Annotated in this window: 17 protein-coding genes and 1 pseudogene; 8 read left to right on the top strand and 10 right to left on the bottom strand. The window is 77.1% G+C overall.

Annotated elements, in window-relative coordinates:
* Positions 1-128 precede the first annotated feature (128 nt).
* Positions 129-1,031, bottom strand: coding sequence for a LysR family transcriptional regulator (locus tag IHE55_RS23280; RefSeq protein ID WP_307826793.1), 903 nt, complete (start codon positions 1,029-1,031; stop codon positions 129-131).
* Between the two features lie 94 nt (positions 1,032-1,125).
* Between IHE55_RS23280 and lpdA the strand changes: the two genes are divergently transcribed.
* The 4 genes from lpdA (at position 1,126) to IHE55_RS23260 (ending at position 6,164) form a co-directional block, all read left to right on the top strand.
* Positions 1,126-2,580, top strand: coding sequence for a dihydrolipoyl dehydrogenase (gene lpdA, locus IHE55_RS23275; protein WP_197990805.1), 1,455 nt, complete (start codon positions 1,126-1,128; stop codon positions 2,578-2,580).
* A gap of 295 nt (positions 2,581-2,875) precedes the next feature.
* Positions 2,876-3,784, top strand: coding sequence for a GNAT family N-acetyltransferase (locus IHE55_RS23270; RefSeq protein WP_197990804.1), 909 nt, complete (start codon positions 2,876-2,878; stop codon positions 3,782-3,784).
* Positions 3,785-4,001: 217 nt separating this feature from the next.
* A complete protein-coding gene (treZ, locus tag IHE55_RS23265; RefSeq protein WP_197990803.1) occupies positions 4,002-5,804 on the top strand; it encodes a malto-oligosyltrehalose trehalohydrolase in 1,803 nt (600 codons plus the stop codon).
* A 69-nt stretch (positions 5,805-5,873) separates the two neighbouring features.
* Positions 5,874-6,164 carry a hypothetical protein gene (locus IHE55_RS23260; RefSeq protein ID WP_232266732.1) on the top strand — a complete coding sequence of 97 codons (291 nt, stop codon included), beginning with the start codon at positions 5,874-5,876 and terminating at the stop codon, positions 6,162-6,164.
* Positions 6,165-6,280: 116 nt separating this feature from the next.
* Here IHE55_RS23260 and IHE55_RS23255 read toward each other — a convergent pair whose 3' ends face one another.
* Positions 6,281-6,562 carry a hypothetical protein gene (locus tag IHE55_RS23255; protein ID WP_197990801.1) on the bottom strand — a complete coding sequence of 94 codons (282 nt, stop codon included), beginning with the start codon at positions 6,560-6,562 and terminating at the stop codon, positions 6,281-6,283.
* A gap of 53 nt (positions 6,563-6,615) precedes the next feature.
* A complete protein-coding gene (locus IHE55_RS23250) occupies positions 6,616-6,879 on the bottom strand; it encodes a hypothetical protein (RefSeq protein WP_197990800.1) in 264 nt (87 codons plus the stop codon).
* Positions 6,880-7,274: 395 nt separating this feature from the next.
* On the opposite strand from IHE55_RS23250, the gene IHE55_RS23245 reads away from it, so the two are divergent.
* The gene (locus IHE55_RS23245) at positions 7,275-7,814 is read left to right on the top strand and encodes a DUF5994 family protein (protein ID WP_232265669.1); all 540 of its coding nucleotides are present in this window, start codon (positions 7,275-7,277) and stop codon (positions 7,812-7,814) included.
* A gap of 96 nt (positions 7,815-7,910) precedes the next feature.
* Here the strand turns inward: IHE55_RS23245 and msrB are convergent, their stop codons facing one another.
* The 4 genes from msrB to IHE55_RS23225 all read right to left on the bottom strand — a co-directional run bounded on the left by msrB (position 7,911) and on the right by IHE55_RS23225 (position 11,414).
* Positions 7,911-8,318: a peptide-methionine (R)-S-oxide reductase MsrB gene (gene msrB, locus IHE55_RS23240; protein WP_197990799.1), complete on the bottom strand. Its 408-nt coding sequence runs from the start codon at positions 8,316-8,318 to the stop codon at positions 7,911-7,913.
* A gap of 15 nt (positions 8,319-8,333) precedes the next feature.
* Positions 8,334-9,764, bottom strand: a complete 1,431-nt coding sequence (gene murC, locus IHE55_RS23235; RefSeq protein ID WP_197990798.1) for a UDP-N-acetylmuramate--L-alanine ligase — start codon at positions 9,762-9,764, stop codon at positions 8,334-8,336.
* 225 nt (positions 9,765-9,989) lie between these two features.
* Positions 9,990-10,463, bottom strand: coding sequence for an indole-3-glycerol phosphate synthase (locus IHE55_RS23230; protein WP_197992187.1), 474 nt, complete (start codon positions 10,461-10,463; stop codon positions 9,990-9,992).
* Between the two features lie 174 nt (positions 10,464-10,637).
* A complete protein-coding gene (locus IHE55_RS23225; protein WP_197990797.1) occupies positions 10,638-11,414 on the bottom strand; it encodes a pyrimidine reductase family protein in 777 nt (258 codons plus the stop codon).
* A 107-nt stretch (positions 11,415-11,521) separates the two neighbouring features.
* On the opposite strand from IHE55_RS23225, the gene zapE reads away from it, so the two are divergent.
* Both zapE and IHE55_RS23215 read left to right on the top strand, forming a co-directional pair.
* Complete coding sequence (zapE, locus tag IHE55_RS23220; RefSeq protein WP_307826904.1) at positions 11,522-12,595, top strand: cell division protein ZapE; 1,074 nt, start codon at positions 11,522-11,524, stop codon at positions 12,593-12,595.
* 67 nt (positions 12,596-12,662) lie between these two features.
* Positions 12,663-14,042 carry an alkaline phosphatase PhoX gene (locus tag IHE55_RS23215; RefSeq protein ID WP_197990795.1) on the top strand — a complete coding sequence of 460 codons (1,380 nt, stop codon included), beginning with the start codon at positions 12,663-12,665 and terminating at the stop codon, positions 14,040-14,042.
* A gap of 421 nt (positions 14,043-14,463) precedes the next feature.
* Here the strand turns inward: IHE55_RS23215 and IHE55_RS23210 are convergent, their stop codons facing one another.
* Positions 14,464-15,132, bottom strand: coding sequence for an ABC transporter (locus IHE55_RS23210; protein ID WP_197990794.1), 669 nt, complete (start codon positions 15,130-15,132; stop codon positions 14,464-14,466).
* 1,196 nt (positions 15,133-16,328) lie between these two features.
* A pseudogene (locus IHE55_RS31675) lies at positions 16,329-17,012 on the bottom strand (ABC transporter ATP-binding protein); the annotation flags it as partial.
* 86 nt (positions 17,013-17,098) lie between these two features.
* Here IHE55_RS31675 and IHE55_RS23200 point away from each other — a divergent pair.
* Entirely contained in the window at positions 17,099-17,887 is a 789-nt protein-coding gene (locus tag IHE55_RS23200) for an aminoacyl-tRNA hydrolase (RefSeq protein WP_197990793.1), read from the top strand.
* Between the two features lie 515 nt (positions 17,888-18,402).
* Here the strand turns inward: IHE55_RS23200 and IHE55_RS23195 are convergent.
* Complete coding sequence (locus IHE55_RS23195) at positions 18,403-19,320, bottom strand: class I SAM-dependent methyltransferase (protein WP_197990792.1); 918 nt, start codon at positions 19,318-19,320, stop codon at positions 18,403-18,405.
* Positions 19,321-19,537 lie beyond the last annotated feature (217 nt).

Raw genomic sequence — 19,537 nt, 5'->3', positions numbered from 1 at the left:
ACGGCTCGCGCGGCACGGGCCGGGGCCATGAGCCCGGCCGCCGAACCCGGGGCCCCGAACCTGGGCCGTACGGCCTGCGACGCGGCGGACGCCACCTCCGTGGCGCGGGCCGGGCGGCCGGCCCCCGCTCAGCGGGTGGCGGCGGCCCGGCGGGGCCCGGGCAGGTGCAGCTCGGCACGCAGCAGCTCCACGAACGCGGCGGCGGCGCCACCGAGCTCCACCCGGGAGAACGCCGTCAGCTCACGCCGCCACGGCGGATCGACCGGGACCATGGCGCAGTCCACGCCCGCCGCCACGTTCGCCGGGGTGGCGACGATGCCGGCGCCGGCGGCGGCCAGCCGGACCGCGGTGGAGCTGTGTTCGGTCCACACGCCGGTGCGCGGCGTGAACCCGGCCTTCCCGCAGATCCAGTCCAGCCACAGCCGCCCCTCCACGACCGGCTCCATGGCGCACCGCACCCACTCGCGTCCGGCGAGTTCCGGCAGGGTGAGCGCGGTCCGGCCGGCCAGCGGGTCGTCGGGGGGCAGCACCAGGACGATCTCCTCCTCGCCCAGCGGCACCACCGGCCCCCGCCAGCCGGCCGGGCGCGGGCCGACGGCCAGGTCGGCCACCCCGCGCTCCATCCGCTCGCACAATTCGTCCGTCGTGGCGTACTCGTGGACGACCAGCGTGACGTTCGGGTGCCGGCGCCGCCACCGCGCGCCGACCGGCGGCAGCACGCCCATCGCGATCGCGTGGATCGACGCGAGGCGGAGTTCACCGCCCTCGGCGCCGGCCGCGGCGCGCGCGGCGCGCCGGGCCTGTCCGGCGCTGCGCACCGCCAGCTCCGCGTGCGGCAGGAAGGCCCGGCCCATCGGGGTCAGCCCCACCCCGCGCGGCAACCGCTCCAGCAGCGCCCCGCCGACCTGCCGTTCCAGCGCCTTGATCTGGTGGGAGAGGGCCGACTGGGTGACGTTGAGCACCTCGGCGGCGCGGGTGAAGGACGCCTGCTCCACCACCGTCACCAGGTATTCCATCTGCCGCAGGCTCACCGCCGGCTCACCTCCCGGCCCCATGCACGCTGTTCATGGGGCCCATAAAAACATTGCCTTGGACTCATCCCGCACGGCGGCGGAGGCTGGAGCCATGCATGAGACCGACGTCATCGTCATCGGAGGCGGCACCGGCGGATACAGCACCGCACTGCGCGCCGCCGCACTCGGGCTGGAGGTCGTCCTCGCCGAACGGGACCTGGTCGGCGGCACCTGCCTGCACCGCGGCTGCATCCCGAGCAAGGCGATGCTGCACGCGGCGGAGCTGATCGACGGGATCGCCGAGGCCCGTGAGCGGTGGGGGGTCAAGGCGTCGCTGGAGTCGGTGGACTGGTCGGCGCTGACCGCCACCCGGGACGACATCGTGGCCCGCAACCACCGGGGTGTGGAGGGCCATCTGGCGCACGCCGGGGTCCGGGTGCTGCGCGGCACGGCCACCCTCACCGGACCGCGTACGGTCCGGGTGACCGCCACCGGCCGCACCCCGGGCGGCGCGCCCGGTGCCGGGCCGGCCGCCGGGGACGGGGACGAGGTGTGGGTGGCGCGGCGCGGCGTGGTGCTGGCCACCGGCTCGCGGCCGCGGGTGCTGCCGGGTCTGGAGCCGGACGGGCGGAGGGTGGTCACCAGCGACGACGCGCTGTTCGCCCCCGGCCTGCCGGAGTCCGTCACGGTGCTGGGCGGCGGCGCGATCGGCGTGGAGTACGCCTCGCTGCACCGCTCGATGGGGGCACGGGTCACCCTGGTGGAGGCGGCGGACCGGCTGGTGCCGCTGGAGGACGAGGACATCAGCCGCCATCTGACGCGGGGGCTGAAGAAGCGCGGGGTGCAGGTGCTGACCGGCGCCCGGCTGGAGGGGGCGGAGCGCACCGCGGACGGGGTGCGGGCCACCGTCCGTCCCGCGCGCGGCGAGCCGCTGGTGGTGGAGAGCGAGCGGCTGCTGGTCGCGGTGGGCCGGGTGCCGGTCACCGACGGCCTGGGCTTGGCCGCGGCCGGGATCGCCACCGACGCCCGCGGCTTCGTCCCGCCGGCCGACTGGTCGCGGCTGGAGACCTCGGTACCGGGCGTCCACGTGGTGGGTGACCTGCTGCCGCCGCCGTCCCCGGGCCTGGCACACGCCTCCTTCGCGGAGGGGCTGCTCGTCGCCGAGGTGCTGGCGGGCCGCACCCCGCGGCCGGTGGAGTACGCCGCCGTGCCGCGGGTGACCTACTCCGCCCCGCAGACCGCCGCGGTGGGGCTGACGGAGGCCCAGGCGCGGGCGGCCGGCCACCGGGTGGTGGTGAACACCATGCCGCTGACCGCCGTGGCCAAGGGCATGGTGCACGGCCAGGGCGGCATGGTGAAGGTGGTGGCGGAGGAGGACGGCCCGGTGCTCGGGGTCCACCTGGTGGGGCCGCACGTCTCGGAGATGATCGCCGAGAGCCAGCTGGTGGTCGGCTGGGACGCCGAGCCCGGGGACATCGCCCAGCACATCCACCCGCACCCCACGCTCTCGGAGGCCGTCGGCGAGGCGTATCTGACGCTGGCCGGCCGCGGACTGCACCAGCAGTGACCGCGCCCGCCCATGGCGGGTGTCCCCCGGCGGGACGCAACGGGACGGCGGCACGACGCGACGGGAACGGGACGACGGAACGGCCGGGCCGCGCGGTCCGGGCACGCGGGAAAACCCGTGGACGCTCCGGCGCCGGCGCGGTTACGTTGCCCCGGACGTCCCCGGCCCCGGAAGGAGGGGAGAGCGATGACGACCGTGCACACCGTGTGTGTCACCCCATCCCGCGCTCCCGCCCTGCCCGCCGGACGTCCCGTCACCGACCGGGAGCGCACCGCTTCCGGAAGGAACCCCTGACATGACCGGACTGGTCATCCGCGCGCTCGGCGAGCACGACGCGCACCTCTTCCACGCCCTGCCCGACCCCGGCCTGGTCGGCCGGGCCCGCTTCGGCCACACCTACGCCACCCTCGCGCAGGGCGGTGAGTACCGCCCGGAGTGGACCTGGGTGGCGCTGCGCGGCGAGCGGGTGGTGGCCCGGGCCGCCTGGTGGGGCGGGCCGGACGACACCGCACCCAAGGCGCTGGACTGGTTCGACTTCGCCGACGGCGAGGCGGACGCGGGCGCGCGCCTGCTGCGCGCGGCACCGCTGCACGCGGAGTACAACCTGCTGGCACCGCCCGGCTGGCGCGCGGACCCGGAGCTCCGGGCCGCCGTGCGGAGCCGGGCCGACGCCGCGGTGGCCGGCGGACTCACCCCGCTGGTGGAGCGTTACCGCTACGAGTGGACGCCCGCCGACGGGCTGCCGCCCCGGCCGGGGCGGCTGGTGTTCCGGCCGGAACCGGACGACACCACGGTCGCCGCGGTGCTGCGCCGGGTGCTGGTGGGCACCCTCGACGCGCACGACCGCAGGGTGATGGCGACGGGCGGGCCCGACGCCGCGGTCGAGGAGAACATGGAACTGCTGCACTGGCTGCCGTCCCCGCGGGAGTGGTGGCGGCTGGCCCACACCCCGGCGGGCGAGCTGGTGGGCATCCACGTCCCGGCACGCAACCCGTCCGCCCCGTGCGTGGCGTACGTGGGGGTGGTGCCCGAGCAACGCGGCCACGGCTACGCGTTCGACCTGCTGGCGGAGTGCACGCACGACCTGGTCGGGTACGGGGCGGAGCGGATCGTCGCCGCCACCGACCGGGGCAACACGCCGATGGCGGCGCACTTCGCCCGGGCCGGCTACCCGGTCGCCCAGGAGCGGCTCGATTTCGTCTGACCGGGCCCGGCGGGGCCCACACATTCCGCCGGGCCGGGGTCCGTCCGTTGCGCCGGCCGGGGTCCGCCCCTTGCGCCGGCGGGGTCCGCCCGTTCCGCCGACGGGGGTCCGGCCGGCTGACGCCCCGCCATGTCCTGGTGCGCGCCTGGCCGGTGTCCCGCAGCATGGTGGGGACACGGGCGGGTGGCCGGCCGGCCGGCCGGGTGAGGAGACGCCAGTGCTGTTCGAGGTGTGGGCCCCGCACGCCGGGCGGGTCACGCTGCACGTGGACGGCCGGGAGCGGCCGATGGCGCGCGCCGCCGGCCGGCCCGGCTGGTGGCGCGCCGAGGAGCCGGCCGCCGACGGCGCGCGCTACGGCTTCGGGCTGGACGGCGGCGCCCCGCTGCCCGACCCGCGCTCCCGGCGCCAGCCGGACGGCCCGGACGGGCTGAGCGCGGTGGTCGTACCGGAGCGCTTCGGGTGGCGGCGGGAGTGGACCGGCCGGCCGCTGCCGGGCGCGGTCCTGTACGAGCTGCACATCGGCACCTTCACCCCGGAGGGCACCTTCGACGCCGCCGCCGCGCGGCTGCCGCACCTGGCCAACCTGGGGGTGACCCATGTCGAGCTGATGCCGGTCTGCCCGTTCCCGGGCCGGCACGGCTGGGGGTACGACGGGGTCGCGCCGTGGGCGGTGCACGAGCCGTACGGCGGGCCGGAGGGCCTGGTGCGGTTCGTGGACGCGGCGCACGGGCTGGGGCTGGGCGTGGTGCTGGACGTGGTCCACAACCACCTGGGGCCGTCCGGCAACCACCTGCCGGCGTTCGGCCCGTACTTCACCGACACCCACCACACGCCCTGGGGGCCGGCGGTCAACCTGGACGCGCCCGGCTCCGACGAGGTGCGGGCCTACCTCATCGGCAGCGCCCTGGCCTGGCTGCGGGACTACCGGCTCGACGGGCTGCGGCTGGACGCGGTGCACGCGCTGTGCGACACCCGTGCCGAGCACTTCCTGGCCGAACTGTCGGACGCGGTGGACCGGCTGGCCGCGCACACCGGCCGGCCGCTGTTCCTGATCGCCGAGTCCGACCGCAACGACCCGGCCACCACCACCCCCCGCGAGGCCGGCGGGCTGGGCCTGCACGCGCAGTGGAACGACGACTTCCACCACGCCCTGCACACCGCGCTCACCGGCGAGTCGGCGGGCTACTACGCGGACTTCGCCGCCGACCCGGCCGGGGCGCTGGCCGCCACGCTCACCGGCGGCTTCTTCCACGCCGGCGGCTACTCGTCCTTCCGCGGCCGGTCGCACGGCCGGCCGCTGGACCCGCGCACCACCCCGGCGTACCGGCTGCTGGGGTACGCCCAGACGCACGACCAGGTCGGCAACCGGGCCCGCGGGGACCGGCTGACCGCACTGTGCCCCCCGGGCCGGCTGGCGTGCGCGGCGGCACTGGTGCTCTGCGCGCCGTTCACGCCGATGCTCTTCATGGGCGAGGAGTGGGGCGCGACCACGCCCTGGCAGTACTTCACCGACCACACCGACCCGCACCTCGCGGAGGCGGTGCGCGAGGGGCGGCGCCGGGAGTTCGCCGCACACGGCTGGGCGGCGGGGGAGGTCCCGGACCCGCAGGACCCCGCCACCCGCGAGCGGTCCTGCCTGGACTGGAGCGAGCCGGACCGCCCGCCGCACACCGAACTGCTCCACTGGTACCGGCGGCTGATCGCGCTGCGCCGCGCGGAGCCCGCGCTCACCGACCCGCGCTGGGAGTACCGGGCGCTGACCGCCCGGCCGGACGGCGTGGTGCACTTCCGGCGCGGCCGGTGCCACGTCGCGGTCAACCTCGGCGGCCGGCCCGCCGAACTGCGGCTGGGCCCGGAGGCCGGCGGCGCGGAGGTGGTGGCCGCCTGGCGGCCGGTCGCCCCGCCCGGCCCCTCCGGCGTCCTGCTGCTCCCCGCCGAGTCCGCGGCGGTGCTGCGCCTGCCGTCGCCGGGGGGTGTTGCGGGGCCGGACGCGCCGGGAGGACGCTGGAAGGTGGCGTGACCGCGTATGGGGGTGCGCGCTCCGGGCACCGGCGCGGTGACGCGCTGCGAAGGAGTGAGAGCGGTGCGGATGCTTCTCACCGCCCGGCTGGACACCCGTACGGCCAACGAGGCGTTCCGGACCGGGGCCCTGCAACAGGCGCTCAAGGGGGCGCTGGACCAGCTGAAACCCGAGGCGGCCTACTTCACCACCACCGGCGGGCGCCGGACGTGGCTGTTCTTCTTCGACCTCCGGGACCCGTCCCGGATCCCGGCGACCTGCGAACGGTTCTTCCTGGACCTCGACGCCGAGGTGGACCTCAAGCCGGTGATGAACGTCGACGACCTGGCCAAGGGGGTGGCCGAGATGGAGAGCGGCTGACCGCACGGCCCGCACCCGGGCGCCACGCGTCGCGCCCGGAACCGGGCACGCACCGCGGCACCGCGGACCCCGGCGGCGGGGGCCCCGCCGCCGGAACCCGCGGCGCCGCGGGCGGGTCAGCCCCGCTCCGCCTGGCCCTGCTCCTCCTCGGCCTCCATGCGGCGCAGTCCCTCGTGGGTGAGGGCCACCGTGGCGGGGGTGCCGTGCGAGGTCCACTCGACCGTGACGAGCCCCTCGTCCGCCAGGTAGCCGCAGGCCGCGGCAAGGTCCGCGTCCGGCATGCCCAGCTGTGCGCGCAGTCCCTCGCCGGGCAGTTCCGTGCGGTTGTCGGCCACCGCCGTGTACAGGGCGTGCAGCACGGCCTCCCGGTACCTCTTGCGCTCTGTCAGTGTTGCCATCTGCTGCCGCTTTCCCGCTCCCGGCGGCGACCGGCCGGCCGCGCGGGGGCGTCTCAGAGCTCATCGGCTTCCGTGCCCCGGCCGGGTGTGGACCGGCTGGAGTCGAGCCAGGTCCGGGCGGGTCCCGCCGGCCGGGTGGTGTCCACGGTCAGCTGGAGCCGGGTCGCACCCTCGCGCCCCGCCGGATAGCTGCGCTGCTCGGTGGCGGTGAAACAGTGGCGGAGCACCTCCGCCACCCGGCGGGCCACCTCCGGCGTGGCGGCCACCACCCGCACTTCGGCGTGGCCGGCGGTCGGCAGCTGGGGTTCGGCCGTCATGCCCTCTCCTCTGTTCGCCCTGCGGGGCGGCCCGACCCGCCCGCCGCCGCGGCCGGCCCGCCCGGCGGCCGGTGCCGGTGTGCGGATGTCCGCGCGGATCTGCCGAGGGCCGCCGGCCGACGTCCACCCTCGTCACCGGCCCCGGGGACCGGACACTCGACCCACCGGTGGTCCCACCGGACCGGGTGCCCCGTGACGGATGGCTTACGCGCACCGCCCCCGGGTTTCCCGCCGAGGACGGTCACCACCCACCCGCACCCCTGCCCACGGCCAAGGCCACCATCGCCCCTGCCCGCCGGTGCCGAGTGGTCTTCGGGCCCGCACGGCGGCAGTACGGTGGAGGTACACGTTCCCTGTCCCGGCGGAACGGACGACCGCGGACGGATGGCTCACATATGGACACTCCCACCACGCCCACAGGCCCGGGGTTCCCCACCGGCGGGACGCACCTGTCGGTGCGTCCCGGGACGGCGCTGCTCCGGCTGTCGACCACCGAGTCCCGGGAGGGGGTGCTGGACGGGGCGTGGTGGCCCAGGTCCCGCGACATCGCGACCGAGCTCCCGGCCCTCGTCCGGGCGCTGACCGAGCGCCTGGGCCCGGTGGTCCGGGTGGGGCTCGACGCCTCGGCCTGGGAGTCGCTGCCGACCCGGCTGGTGATCGACGACCGGGTGGTCCACCTCGACTCGTTCCCGGTGCGGGACGACACCGTGCTCATCACCCGGGGCGACCGCGACCACTTCTCGCTGCTGGTGATCCCGCCGCACGCCACGCCCGAGGCCGCGCACGCCGCGATGACGCAGGCCGTCCGGCCGGGCAACGAGAGCCAGGCCCGGCAGATCCTGATCGACACCGGCACCGGGGAGCACGCCCCGGTGGCCGGACCGCTCGTGGACGGCGCCACGGACGGCGGTCCGTACCCCGCGGCCGCCGGCTGAGACGGCCGCCGGGCCGGCCCGGCGGGGGTGCGGCGGCGCCCCGGGCGCGCACGCCCGTGCCGGCCCCGGTCCGGGGCCGGCACGGGCGTCAGCGGGTCAGCCGCCGTCCGGGGTGAGCCGCAGCGAGATGGAGTTGATGCAGTACCGCTGGTCGGTGGGGGTCGGGTAGCCCTCGCCGGAGAAGACGTGCCCCAGGTGGGAGCCGCAGCGGGCGCAGCGCACCTCGGTGCGGACCATGCCCAGCGAGTGGTCCTCCAGCAGCTCCACCGCGTCGGAGTCCTTCGGGTCGTAGAAGGACGGCCAGCCGCAGTGGCTGTCGAACTTGGTGTCGGAGCGGAACAGCTCCGCGCCGCAGGCCCGGCAGGAGTAGACCCCGGTCGTCTTCGTGTCGGTGTACTCGCCGGTGAAGGGGCGCTCGGTGCCGGCCTCCCGGAGGACGTGGTACTCCTCCGCGGTCAGCTCGGCCCGCCACTGCTCCTCCGGCTTGTCGATCTCGTACGCCATGTCCGTGAGCCCTCCTCAGCTGTCGCCGGTCCGCAGGCGGGCGAGGATGCGCGGTCCCAGCTCGGTGACGTCGCCCGCCCCCATGGTGAGAACGAGATCGCCGGGCCGGGCCATTCCGGCGATCTGCTCCACGGCGTCCGCCATGTCCGCCGCGGCGGTCACCCGCGTGCCCGCCCCGGCGGCGGCGTCGACGACGAGCGCGCTGGTCACGCCCGGGACGGGGTCCTCGCGGGCGGGGTAGATCTCCAGGACGACGGAGGCGTCGGCGAGGGCCAGTGCCCGGCCCATCTCGGTGCCCAGCTCCTGGGTGCGGCTGAACAGGTGCGGCTGGAAGACCACCAGCACCCGGCCCTGGCCGGCGCCGCCCCGGACGGCCTCCAGGTCGGCGGCGATCTCGGACGGGTGGTGCGCGTAGGAGTCGATGACCTGCACCCCGGCCTCGACGCCCTTGAGCTGGAGGCGGCGCTTGACGCCGGTGTACGCGGCGAGCGCGCCGGCCAGCTCGCGCGCCGGGACGCCCAGCGCGGTGCCGGCGGCGAGCGCGGCGACCGCGTTGTGCGCGTAGTGCCGGCCCGGGACGGAGACGGTGAACGTCAGCTGTCCGCCGCCGTCCGGCAGTTCCACGGTGACCTCGCTGGTCAGCCCGTGGGCGGTGACGTCGAGCACGCGCAGGTCGGCGTCGTCGGCGGTGCCGTAGCCGATCACCCGGAGCCCGTCGTGGCGCTTCAGGCGGCCGGTCAGCTCACGGGCCCCGGGGTCGTCCGCGGAGATCACCAGGGTGCCGCCGGGCCGGACGCGGTCCACGAAGGTCTCGAAGGACTCGTAGATCTCCTCGATGGAGGCGTAGTTCGCGTGGTGGTCCAGCTCCACGTTGAGGATGATCGCCACCTCGGGGGCGTACTTGTGGAAGCTGCGGTCGCTCTCGTCGGCCTCCGCGACGAAGATCTCGCCGGTGCCGTGGTGGGCGTTGGAACCGGGCGCGTCGAGGTCGCCGCCGATGGCGTAGGACGGGTCGAGGCCCAGGGTGCTCAGCGAGACCGCCAGCATGGAGGTGGTGGTGGTCTTGCCGTGGGTGCCCGCGACGGCGATCGGCCGGGTGCCGTCCATCAGCGCGGCGAGCGCGTCGGAGCGGTGGACCACCGGGATGCCGCGCTCGGCGGCGGCGGCCAGCTCCGGGTTGTCGGCGCGGATGGCGCTGGAGACCACCACACAGCCGGTGCCGGGCGCCAGGTGGGCGGCGTCGTGGCCGATGTGCACGGTGGCGCCCAGGGCGCGCAGCGCCTCGGCGGTCGGGGACTCCTTGGCGTCGCTGCCGGTGACCCGGGCGCCGCGCATGGCGAGGATCTTGGCGATGCCCGACATGCCGGCTCCGCCGATGCCGATGAAGTGCGGCCGGTCCAGGGTCGTCGGAACGGCGGTCGGAACGGCGGTCGGATCGGCTGCCATGTACGGGGCTCCCCTGCTCGTGCTCTGCTGTCGCGGCGCGGCGCGGCTCCCGGGGGTGCCGCGCGCCGCCGGCGCCGATTCTCCCACCCGCCGCCGGCGGGCGGGCACCGCGCCACCGGCGTGCCCCGGCCACCACCGGGCGCCGCGGCCGGCGGGCCCCGCGGCGCCGGACCGCCACGGGTCCGGCCCGTCGCCGCGACCCGGCCCGCCGCCGGGCTCCGGGCGTCAGCCGACCGTGGTCTGCCCCTCGTCGGCCGCGTGCGAGAACAGCTTGAGCACCGGGACGCCGACCTTGTGCCGGGCCCGGGAGGCCCAGTCGCGGTGGAAGAACTCCTCCACGAAGTGCGGCGCGGTGAGCACGATCACCTCGTCCGCGCCGGTCTCGTCCACCACCGAGCGCAGCAGGTCGAGCGGGTGCTTCTCGACGATCTGCCCGACCGCCTCGCAGCCGGCCTGGCGGAGCGCGTCGAGCGAGTGGGCCAGCGCCCGCTCGGCGGGCGGCCGCGCGTCCGGCCCCTCGGGCTCCTCCGCCTCCCGGACGGCGTCCCCCAGCTCCCCCAGGGCCACGTCGTCGATGGCGCGCAGCAGCCGGTCCTGGTCGCCCCGGGGCTGCATGAGCACGACGAAGGAGACCGGGTCGCCGATGTGCAGGGAGGTGACGAAGTCCACGTCCGCGGGCGTGAGGGGCTTCTCGATCATCAATACGCTGGTGAACACGACGGATGCCCTTCTCCTTCTGGGCCGCACCGGCCCCAACAGAAACCATCCTGTGCCTGTCGTGAGCTGCTGCCCGCAAAACAGGTCATGATTCATGTCCGCTCTCTCAAGTCTGCCCGTCACGAGCTAAGCGGAACGATGAATTCCGTCGAACGTTCACGTCCGGCGGTATCGCGTGAAGAGGAACCCGTCCTCCTCCAGGATCGAATCGAGCGTGAACCGCTCCGGATCGGTCAGTACCGGTCCGTTCGTGATCCGCGCCGCGTCCCCGGAGACCATCAGCGGCGCCAGGGAGAGGCACAGCTCGTCCAGCACCCCGGCCGCGGCGAACTGGCCGAGCAGCCGGGGGCCGCCCTCGGTCAGCAGCCGGGTGTACCCGTGTGCGGCGAGCGCCCCGACCACCGCCGCCGGGTCCACCCCGGCCCCGGACCCGGCCACCAGCACCTCCGCGCCGGCCGCCCGGGCCGCGGCGACCCGGTCCGCGGGCGCCTGCTCCCCGGTGAGCACCAGGGTCGGCACCAGCGGCCGGGTGAAGAGCGGCAGGGTGAAGTCCAGGTCCAGCCCCGCGCTCACCACCGCCACCGCCGGGGCGGGCGGCTGGCCGGCCGCCGCCCGGCGGGCGGCGAACGCCTCCCGCGCGCGGGCCGGCCGGTACCCCTCCCGGCGCACCGTCTCGGCGCCCACCACCACGGCGTCCGCCAGCCCCCGCAGCACCCCGAAGATCCGCATGTCGGTAGGGCAGGACAGCGGCTGCGACCGGCCCTCGTGGTGGGCGGCCCCGTCCAGGGCGGAGACCATGTTGGCGCGCAGCCAGCCGCCGGGGTGGTGCGCGGCGGGGTAGGCGTATGCGTCGGCCAGTTCCTCCAGCGTCCACTCGCGGTCGTCGGTCTTTGCGGGGGTGCTGCCGGAGGGCAGCGGGAACAGTCGGCGCATAGGCCGCAGTGTGACATGCCTCGCTCACCGGACGGAGTGCCACCGGGGACCGTCTAGGCTGGATAGCTGTGTCGCCCACCAACACCGTCCCCGAGCCCGAAGGTCCGATAGCCGGCGCAGCGGACGCCGCCGCGGGCCCGGTCGCGCTCACCGCCCGCGCCCCGCACGTCCCCGCCGACCGGCTGGTCGCGGAGCTGGTGCCGCCGCCGCGCTTCGGCACGGCACGCTTCGACACCTACATCCCCGACCCGGCCCAGCCCAGCCAGACCGAGGCCGTGAAGGTGCTGGGCGACTTCGCGACCCGGCTGGGCGGCGCCGCCCCCGCCGCCGGGCGCCGGCGCTGGTTCCGGCGGGAGCCGGCCCGGCCGGCCGGGAACGGGCCGCGCGGGGTCTACCTGGACGGCGGCTACGGCGTCGGCAAGACCCATCTGCTCGCCTCGCTGTGGCACGCCACGCCGGCCCCGCCCGAGCGGAAGGCGTTCGGCACCTTCGTGGAGCTGACCAACCTGGTCGGCGCGCTGGGCTTCCAGCAGACGGTGCGCACCCTCGGTGAGCACCGTCTGCTGTGCATCGACGAGTTCGAACTCGACGACCCGGGCGACACCGTGCTGGTCTCCAGCCTGCTGTCCCGGCTGGTGGAGTCGGGGGTGGCGCTCGCGGCGACCTCCAACACCCTGCCGGGCAAGCTGGGCGAGGGCCGCTTCGCCGCCGCGGACTTCCTCCGCGAGATCCAGGGGCTGTCCGCGCACTTCCGCACGGTGCGCATCGACGGCGAGGACTACCGGCACCGCGGGCTGCCCGAGGCCCCGCCGCCGTGCACCGACGAGCAGGTCACCGCGGTGGCCCGGCGCGTCCCCGGGGCCTCGCTGGACCACTTCCCGGCGCTGCTGGACCACCTGTCCACGGTGCACCCGAGCCGCTACGGGGCGATGTGCGACGGCGTGCGGACGGTGTGCCTGACCGGGGTGGAGCCGGTGCCGGACCAGTCCACCGCGCTGCGGCTGGTGGTGCTCGCCGACCGGCTCTACGACCGGGAGGTGCCGGTGCTCGCGTCCGGCGTGCCGTTCGGTGACCTGTTCAGCGCCGAGATGCTCCGCGGCGGCTACCGGAAGAAGTACTTCCGTGCCATTTCGCGGCTCACCGCGCTCGCCCGGGACGCCCGACACCTGGTCGGACCGTAGCCGGGTGCCCCGGCCGGGTGATACACCGTTGCGGTCGTGTACCTGTCCGCCAACAGGGAGTCACCGCATGTCATCGAGCTCTGCCACCCGACGCCAGCTCCTGGCGCGCACCGGCGCGCTGGGCGCCTCCATCGCCTTCGCCGGCAGCGTCTCCGAACTCTTCGCCGGCACCGCCTCCGCCGCCCCGCACACCGGCGACGCCGGATACGGGGCGCTCGTCGCCGACCCCGACGGCCTCCTCGACCTGCCCGCCGGGTTCCGCTACCGGGTGCTGTCCCGGGAGGGCGGCCCGCTGCGCTCCGGTGAGGGCGCCGTACCCAGCAGCTTCGACGGCATGGCGGCCTTCCCCGGCCGGGGCGGCCGCACCCACCTGGTCCGCAACCACGAGAACCGGCAGAACGCCCGGCACCGGGTGCCCGTCGTGGACGGGCTGACCTACGACCCGCAGGCGCCGGGCGGCTGTACCGCCCTCACCCTCGACGGGCGGCACCGGGTGCTGGACGAGCGGGTCGCCATCGCCGGCACCTCGACCAACTGCGCGGGCGGCCCGACGCCCTGGCACACCTGGCTGACCTGCGAGGAGACCGAGTACAAGGCGGGTGAGGAGGGCTACGCCAAGGACCACGGGTTCATCTTCGAGGTGGACCCGTCCGACCCGCGGCGCACCGGCGCCCACCCGCTCACCGCGATGGGCCGCTTCCAGCACGAGGCGGTCGCCGTCGATCCGCGCAGCGGCGTGGTGTACGAGACCGAGGACGCCTTCCAGCACCCCTTCGGCCTCTTCTACCGGTTCCTCCCGGAGCGTCCGCTCGGCGGCCGGGGGTCGCTGCGCGCCGGTGGCCGGCTGGAGGCGATGCGGGTGCCGGGCGTGCCGGACCTGTCGGCCGTGACGGAGCCCGGCACGCACCTGGACGGGGTGGAGTGGGTGCCGGTGCCGGACCCGCTGGCGCGGCACACCCCGATCCGCCACCAGGACTTCGGCCGCGGCGGCATCACCCACGCCCAGAAACTGGAGGGCTGCTACTGGGGCGGCTCCTGCGTGTACTTCGTCTCCAGCTTCGCCCGGCGCGGGGAGGGATCGGCCGGCGACCACTACGGCCAGGTGTGGAAGTACCACCCCGGGCGGCGCCGGCTCACCCTGGTGGTGGTCTTCGGCCCGGACACCGACATCCAGCTGCCCGGCGAGTCCCCGGACAACATCTGCCTGGCCGCCGGCGGCGGTCTGATGGTCTGCGAGGACGGCGGCGGCGCCCAGCACGTCTACGGCGTCACCCGGCACGGAGAGGTGTACCCGATGGCCCGGGGACGGCAGAACATCGGCACCGATGACGAGCCGGAGTGGGGTGAGTTCGCCGGCATCACCTTCTCCCCGGACGGCGACACGATGTACGTGAACTGCTACTCCCCCGGCACCACGTTCGCGATCACCGGTCCCTGGCACCGCTGACCCGCCGAAGCCCGCACCGGGCCCGCCGCCGCCCCCCGCCGGGGACGGTGGCGGGCCCGGCCGCGGGTGGGGGGCCGGGCACGCGGGAGGGCGCGGGCCACGCCGGGCCCGGCCGCGGGTGGGGGGCGCGTCCCGGTACGGCGGTGGGACGGGGGCCGTACGGCGGCGGGGGCGAGCGCTGGTACGACGCCGAGCGGGCAGCGAGACCCGGCGACCGGACCGCCCCCGATCCGGCCACGGGGTCCGGCCGGACCGGGGGCTGCGGCGTGGACGGCCCGGCCTCAGGGACGGTCGCGGGACAGGCCCTCCCGGCAGGGCCACGGACCCGGGCCCCGGTACGGCGGTGGGCGAGCCCCGCACGGCGGCGAGGGCGGGACCCGGTGGGGCGGGGCGGCGCCGACCCGGCGGGGCCGGCGGCCGGTCAGGCGCGGCGGGAGCTGAGCCGGCAGGCCACCGTCACGGCCCCGCCGGCGAGTGCCGTCGCGGCGGCGAGCGGCCCCCAGGGCATCGGGACGGCCGCGCTGTGCGAGCCGCCGACCAGCCCGGACACCGCGGCGTTCGCGGGTGAGCCGGCGACCAGCAGGACCAGCAGCGCACCGAGCAGGGTGGCCGGGACCGCCCGGCCGGGGCGGTGCAGCACCGGCGGGTTGCACAGCGCCCCCGCGGCGGCGCCCAGCAGCGCGCACACCAGCATGGCCGCCAGCCCGGCGGCGACCGCCTCGGCGGCCGGCACCGGGGTCTGCCGGTCCGAGCCGTGCGGGTCGCTGATCGCCGCGACGACCAGGGTGCCGGCGGTACCCGCGACCGTGGTGCACAGCAGGGCCGCGAGCAGGCCGGCCAGGTGGCTCCGCCCGGGCCCGGCCGAGGCGGCGACGCAGTACCTGGCGGCGGCCGGCTCGCCGGTGGTCGCCACCCGGACCAGCCACGCGGCGGCCGGCACCAGACAGGCGGCGGCGTAGCCCAGGGAGTCCAGGACCGGGCCGCCGGCCCGAACCCCGACGGCGAGGAACGCGACGTAGAGCAGCAGGGGCGGCAGCCAGCGCTGGGAACGCAGCAGCAGGGCCGTCCGGTAGCGGATCAGCGGCAGCATGCCTCCGCGCCGGGCGGCCGGTGCGACGGCGGGCGGGGCCGGGTCCGGGGCGGCGACGCGCTCCACCCGGCCCGGCGCGGTGTCGTCGTACCGGGCCGGGCGGGGGCGGGGCCCCGTGCGCCCGGTGCCGGGCGGTGACGCCGTGCACCCCGGGCAGGGCGGCGGCGCGGCGCCCACGGGGCCGGGCGGCACCGGGAGCGCGGAAGGCGCGGCGCGGGACGTCCACGGCACGGCCGGGGTGCCGGGCGGCGGGGTCCTCGGCGGGGCGCCCGGGTGCGGCGGACGGGTCGCCGCACCCGGTCCCGGGCTCCGCGGTGACGGCGGTGATGTGCCAGGGCGGCCGGGCGGTGAGCAGGGGCGCGGAGCACCGCGTCGGAGTGGGCGGCGTCCACGGCCAGCCGGACGCGGGGCGCGGGCGGTGCCGACCGGGCGTCCGACGGCGCCGGCGCCGGGCGCGGGCCGGGCGGGCCTCCGGAGCCGGGTGCGCGGGATGGCTCGGCTACGCCGGACGGGCGGGGTTCGTCGGGTGCGGCGGGTACGCCGGACCGGCCGGGTTCGTCGGGTGCGGCGGGGACGCCCAGGCCGGCGGGCAGGTGCCGGACCGTCGGCGCGTCCGGGCCGTCGGGGAGGTGCCGGACCGCCGGTGCGCCCGGCAGGTCGGGCGGCAGCACAGCCCCGCGCGCCCCCTCGGCGTCGATGACCACCGTCCGTACCGGGGCGGTCGGCCCGGCTGTGGCCCCCGCGCCGGGGCCCGCTCCCGCCCCACCGTGCACCGACGCCCCGGGAATCACCTCCGCACCGCCGGACGCCTCCGTACCGGTCTCCGTTCCGGCACCACCCCGGGTCTCCGCCACAGGGCCCGCTCCCGCACCGGGGCCCGCTTCCGCACCACCGTGCACCGGCGCCTCGGGAACCACCCCCGCACCGCCGGACGCCTCCGTACCGGCCTCCGTTCCCGCACCACCACGATCCCCCGTCGCCGGGCCCGCCCCGGCACCGCCGGAGACCTCCGCCGCCAGGCCCCCTGCCGTACCACGGGACACCGCAGCCCCAGAGCCCGTTCCCGCGCCACCGTGCACCGACGCCCCAGGGCCCGCCCCGCCGCGCGGCGGCTCCGCACCGCCGTGCGCCTCCGCCGTCCCGCGGCCCGCTCCCGCATCGCCGGGCGCCTCCGTCCCGGGGCGCTCCCGCCCGGTCGGCTCCCGTCCCGGCACCGGGGTGCCGCCGGGGGCGGGGCCGGGCCGCGCGGTGTCCGGGGCCGCCGTGCCGGGTGCCGCCTCCACCAGCCGCGCCTCGCTCACCCGCCGGACGGCGTACCCGGAACCGGCCAGCCGGCGCGGGTCGTGGTCGACGAAGACCACCGTGCCGCCCGCCGCCACCCGGGCCCGGACGGCCTCGTCCAGGATCGCCCGGGACGGCTGGTCCAGGCCGGTCCACGCCTCGTCGAGGACGAGCAGCTCCGGCTCGGCGAGCAGCGCCTGGATGACGGCCACCTTCTGGCCGGTGCCCTTGGAGACCTCGGCCAGCGGGGTACGGGCGTGCCCGGCGGCGCCGAACCGGTCCAGCCAGTCGGCCGCGCGGCGGGCCGCGACGGCACCCCGCAGACCGTGCACCCGCCCCAGGTGGGTGAGGTGGTCCAGCGGGGTGAACGGCAGCCGGGCGGGGAAGCGCTCGGGCACGTACGCGGTGCGCGGGCGTCCGGTGACGCGGCCCGCGCTCGGCGCCTCGATGCCGGCGATCAGCCGCAGCAGCGTCGACTTGCCGCTGCCGTTGCCGCCCTCGATCCGCAGCAGGGAGCCCGGTGGCAGGTCCAGGTCCACTCCGTGCAGCACCCACCGGCCGCGCAGGCCGTACCGGCGCCCGACTCCCTCCAGCCTCATGGCCGTTGAGCCTACGCCGTGGGGGCGGCGGGGGGGCACCGCCGGCACTCGGCGGGCACGGCCGCCGGGGCTGGCACACTGGCCGGGTGACCAGCTCAGACACCCACAACCACGGCGGTTCCCCGGTCGGCGGCGGGAGCGCCGGCGGCCCCGACCCCGCCCCCGCGCCGGCCGTCGGCACCGACGCCGGCGCCCCGGACCGCGACGCGGCGCCGCAGTTCGTGCTGCCCCTGGTGGTGCGCATCGAGAAGACCGCTCCCCCGGCCCGGACGGACGCCCTGCAGACCGCCGCCCGGGCGGTGCTGACGATGCTCTCGGACGAGCGGGCGACGGCCGAGGACGGGGAGTGGACGCGGGCGGTGCGGGACTGGGAGGACGCCCGTATCCGCAAGGTGGTGCGCCGGGCGCGCGGTGCCGAGTGGCGGCGGGCCGCGTCGCTGCCGGGCATCACCGTCACCGGACACACCGCCGAGGTCCGGGTGTTCCCGCCGGTACCGCTGGACGGCTGGCCGAAGGAGCTGGTGAAGCTCCAGGTCAGCGGCACCGACCTGGACGATCCCGAGCCCTGGGGGCCGCCCGGCGGCGACACCCCGGTGCTGTGGCTGAACCCCGACGTGCCGATGTCGGCCGGCAAGGCGATGGCCCAGGCGGGGCACGGCGCGCAGCTCGCCTGGTGGCAGCTGGACGAGGGTGAGCGGGCGGCCTGGCGGGAGTCCGGGTTCGCGCTGTCGGTCCGCACCGCCGGCCGCGAGCGGTGGACGCGGCTGCTCGCGGCCGGGCTGCCGGTGGTCCGCGACGCGGGGTTCACCGAGATCGCCCCCGGCTCGTGCACCGTGGTCGCCGACCACCCGGCCCTCCGCGCGGCCCGCACCTGACCGCCCGCCGGCCGGCCCGCACCTGATCGCCGGCCCCGGGGCCCGCCGTGCGGGGCCGTCCGGCCCCGGCGCTCCGTGCGGCCCGTGGCGGCGTGCGGCCCGTGGCGGCGTGCGCCCCCTGCCGCCCCCGCCGCCCCACCCCGCCGACGGCCCAATCGTGCGCGTCCCCGCGTCTGCCGTAGGGGCGTGTGCGACACCCCGCACCTGCCGTCGGGGCGTGCGCGGCACCAGCCGTCGGGCTGCCCCCGGTCGGCCCGCGGCGGGCGGTCCCGCCGTGGGGGCCCGTATCCGTACCGCTGCGCGGCGCCGCGCGGCGCACATGGTCTGCCGTCGTCCGGCCCACGCCTGCGGCCCGCCCCCGCCGTGCCGTCCGCGTGCGGCCCGGCACCGCGGGCCCGTCGCCGTCCCGGCCCCCGACCCGTACGGACCGTCCCCTACGGACACCCGTGCGGACCGTCCCCCACGGGACCTGACCGGCCCGGCCCGTACGGGTCGGGGCGGTCAGGTCCCGTGGGCTACGGGCGGCCCGCGCGCATCCGGCGCCGCAGGGCGCGGGTGACGATCGGCGGCAGCAGTTCCCGCGCGACCCGGCGGCCCGCACCGGGCGGCACCGGCCGGGGCGCGGCGGCCGGTGCGGCCACCGGCTCGGGGGCGGGCCCGGGCACCGCCGCGGCGAACCGGGAGACCGGGACGGCGGCGGGGCGCCGGGGCCGTCCGGAGAACCGCAGGACCCGCTGTCCGGCGATCTCCTGCACGCTCATCCGCAGCCCCTCCCGCCACTCGGTGGTGGCCAGCAGCTCCTCCTGGAGCGGTTCCGGGTCGCCCCAGGTGCCGTAGAACTTCTGGGTGCTCAGGCACACCGGCCGCAGGCCGCCGGTGAAGAACGCCTCCCAGGTGGCGGCGGAGACCCCGGGGGTGTGCTCGGAGCGGAAGTCGTCCAGCGCGACCACCCCGTGCGGCAGCAGAGCCGCACGGGCGTTGACGATGTCCGCGGCGACGTGCTCGTACAGGTGCGAGGCGTCCACGTGGACGAACCGGCAGCTGCCGGGCTCCACATGACCGGGGACCTCGGAGGTGGGGCCCTGGACGATGTACGGCAGTTCGTCGTGGAAGGCGAGGTAGTTCTGCTCGAAGGCCACCCGGGTCAAGGTCGCGTAGGACTTGCGGGCCTCGGCCGCGTTGTGCTCGTCCGGCGCGTCGGCGTCGAAGAGGTCGCAGACCGTGAAGCGCTCCTCCGGGCGGCGGAAGGCGGCGGTGAAGATGGCGCTCTTGCCGAGGTAGGCGCCCATCTCCAGCAGGTCACCGCGCTCGCCGAGCCGCTCCTGGCGGGTCAGGAAGCGTGCGAAGAGCACCTGGTCGAGCGGCGGGAACCACCCCTTGACGTCTTCGAGGCTGCTGGGGCGCCGGGTGCCGGGGGCGGTGGGTGCCGTCATGGTGCTCTCGGTCTCCTCGCGGTCTGCGGCGGCTCGAACGGGCGCCCCACGCTAGGGCGCCGTCGGCAACGCCCAGGCGGCCGAGGTGTGACCTTCTCGCACCGGAGTATGACCATTCGGTGAACCCGCCGACCGGGCGCGCACCGGCCCCGGAGGCCGGCACGCCCCCGGCCCCGCGCCGCCGGTGCCCGGACGCCGGACCGGCGAACACCGCACC

It is taken from the genome of Streptomyces pactum (assembly GCF_016031615.1).
Taxonomy (GTDB): Bacteria; Actinomycetota; Actinomycetes; order Streptomycetales; family Streptomycetaceae; genus Streptomyces; species Streptomyces pactus.
The sequence above is the reverse complement of the archived record's forward strand: the minus strand, read 5'-3'. Positions and strand labels throughout refer to the sequence as shown.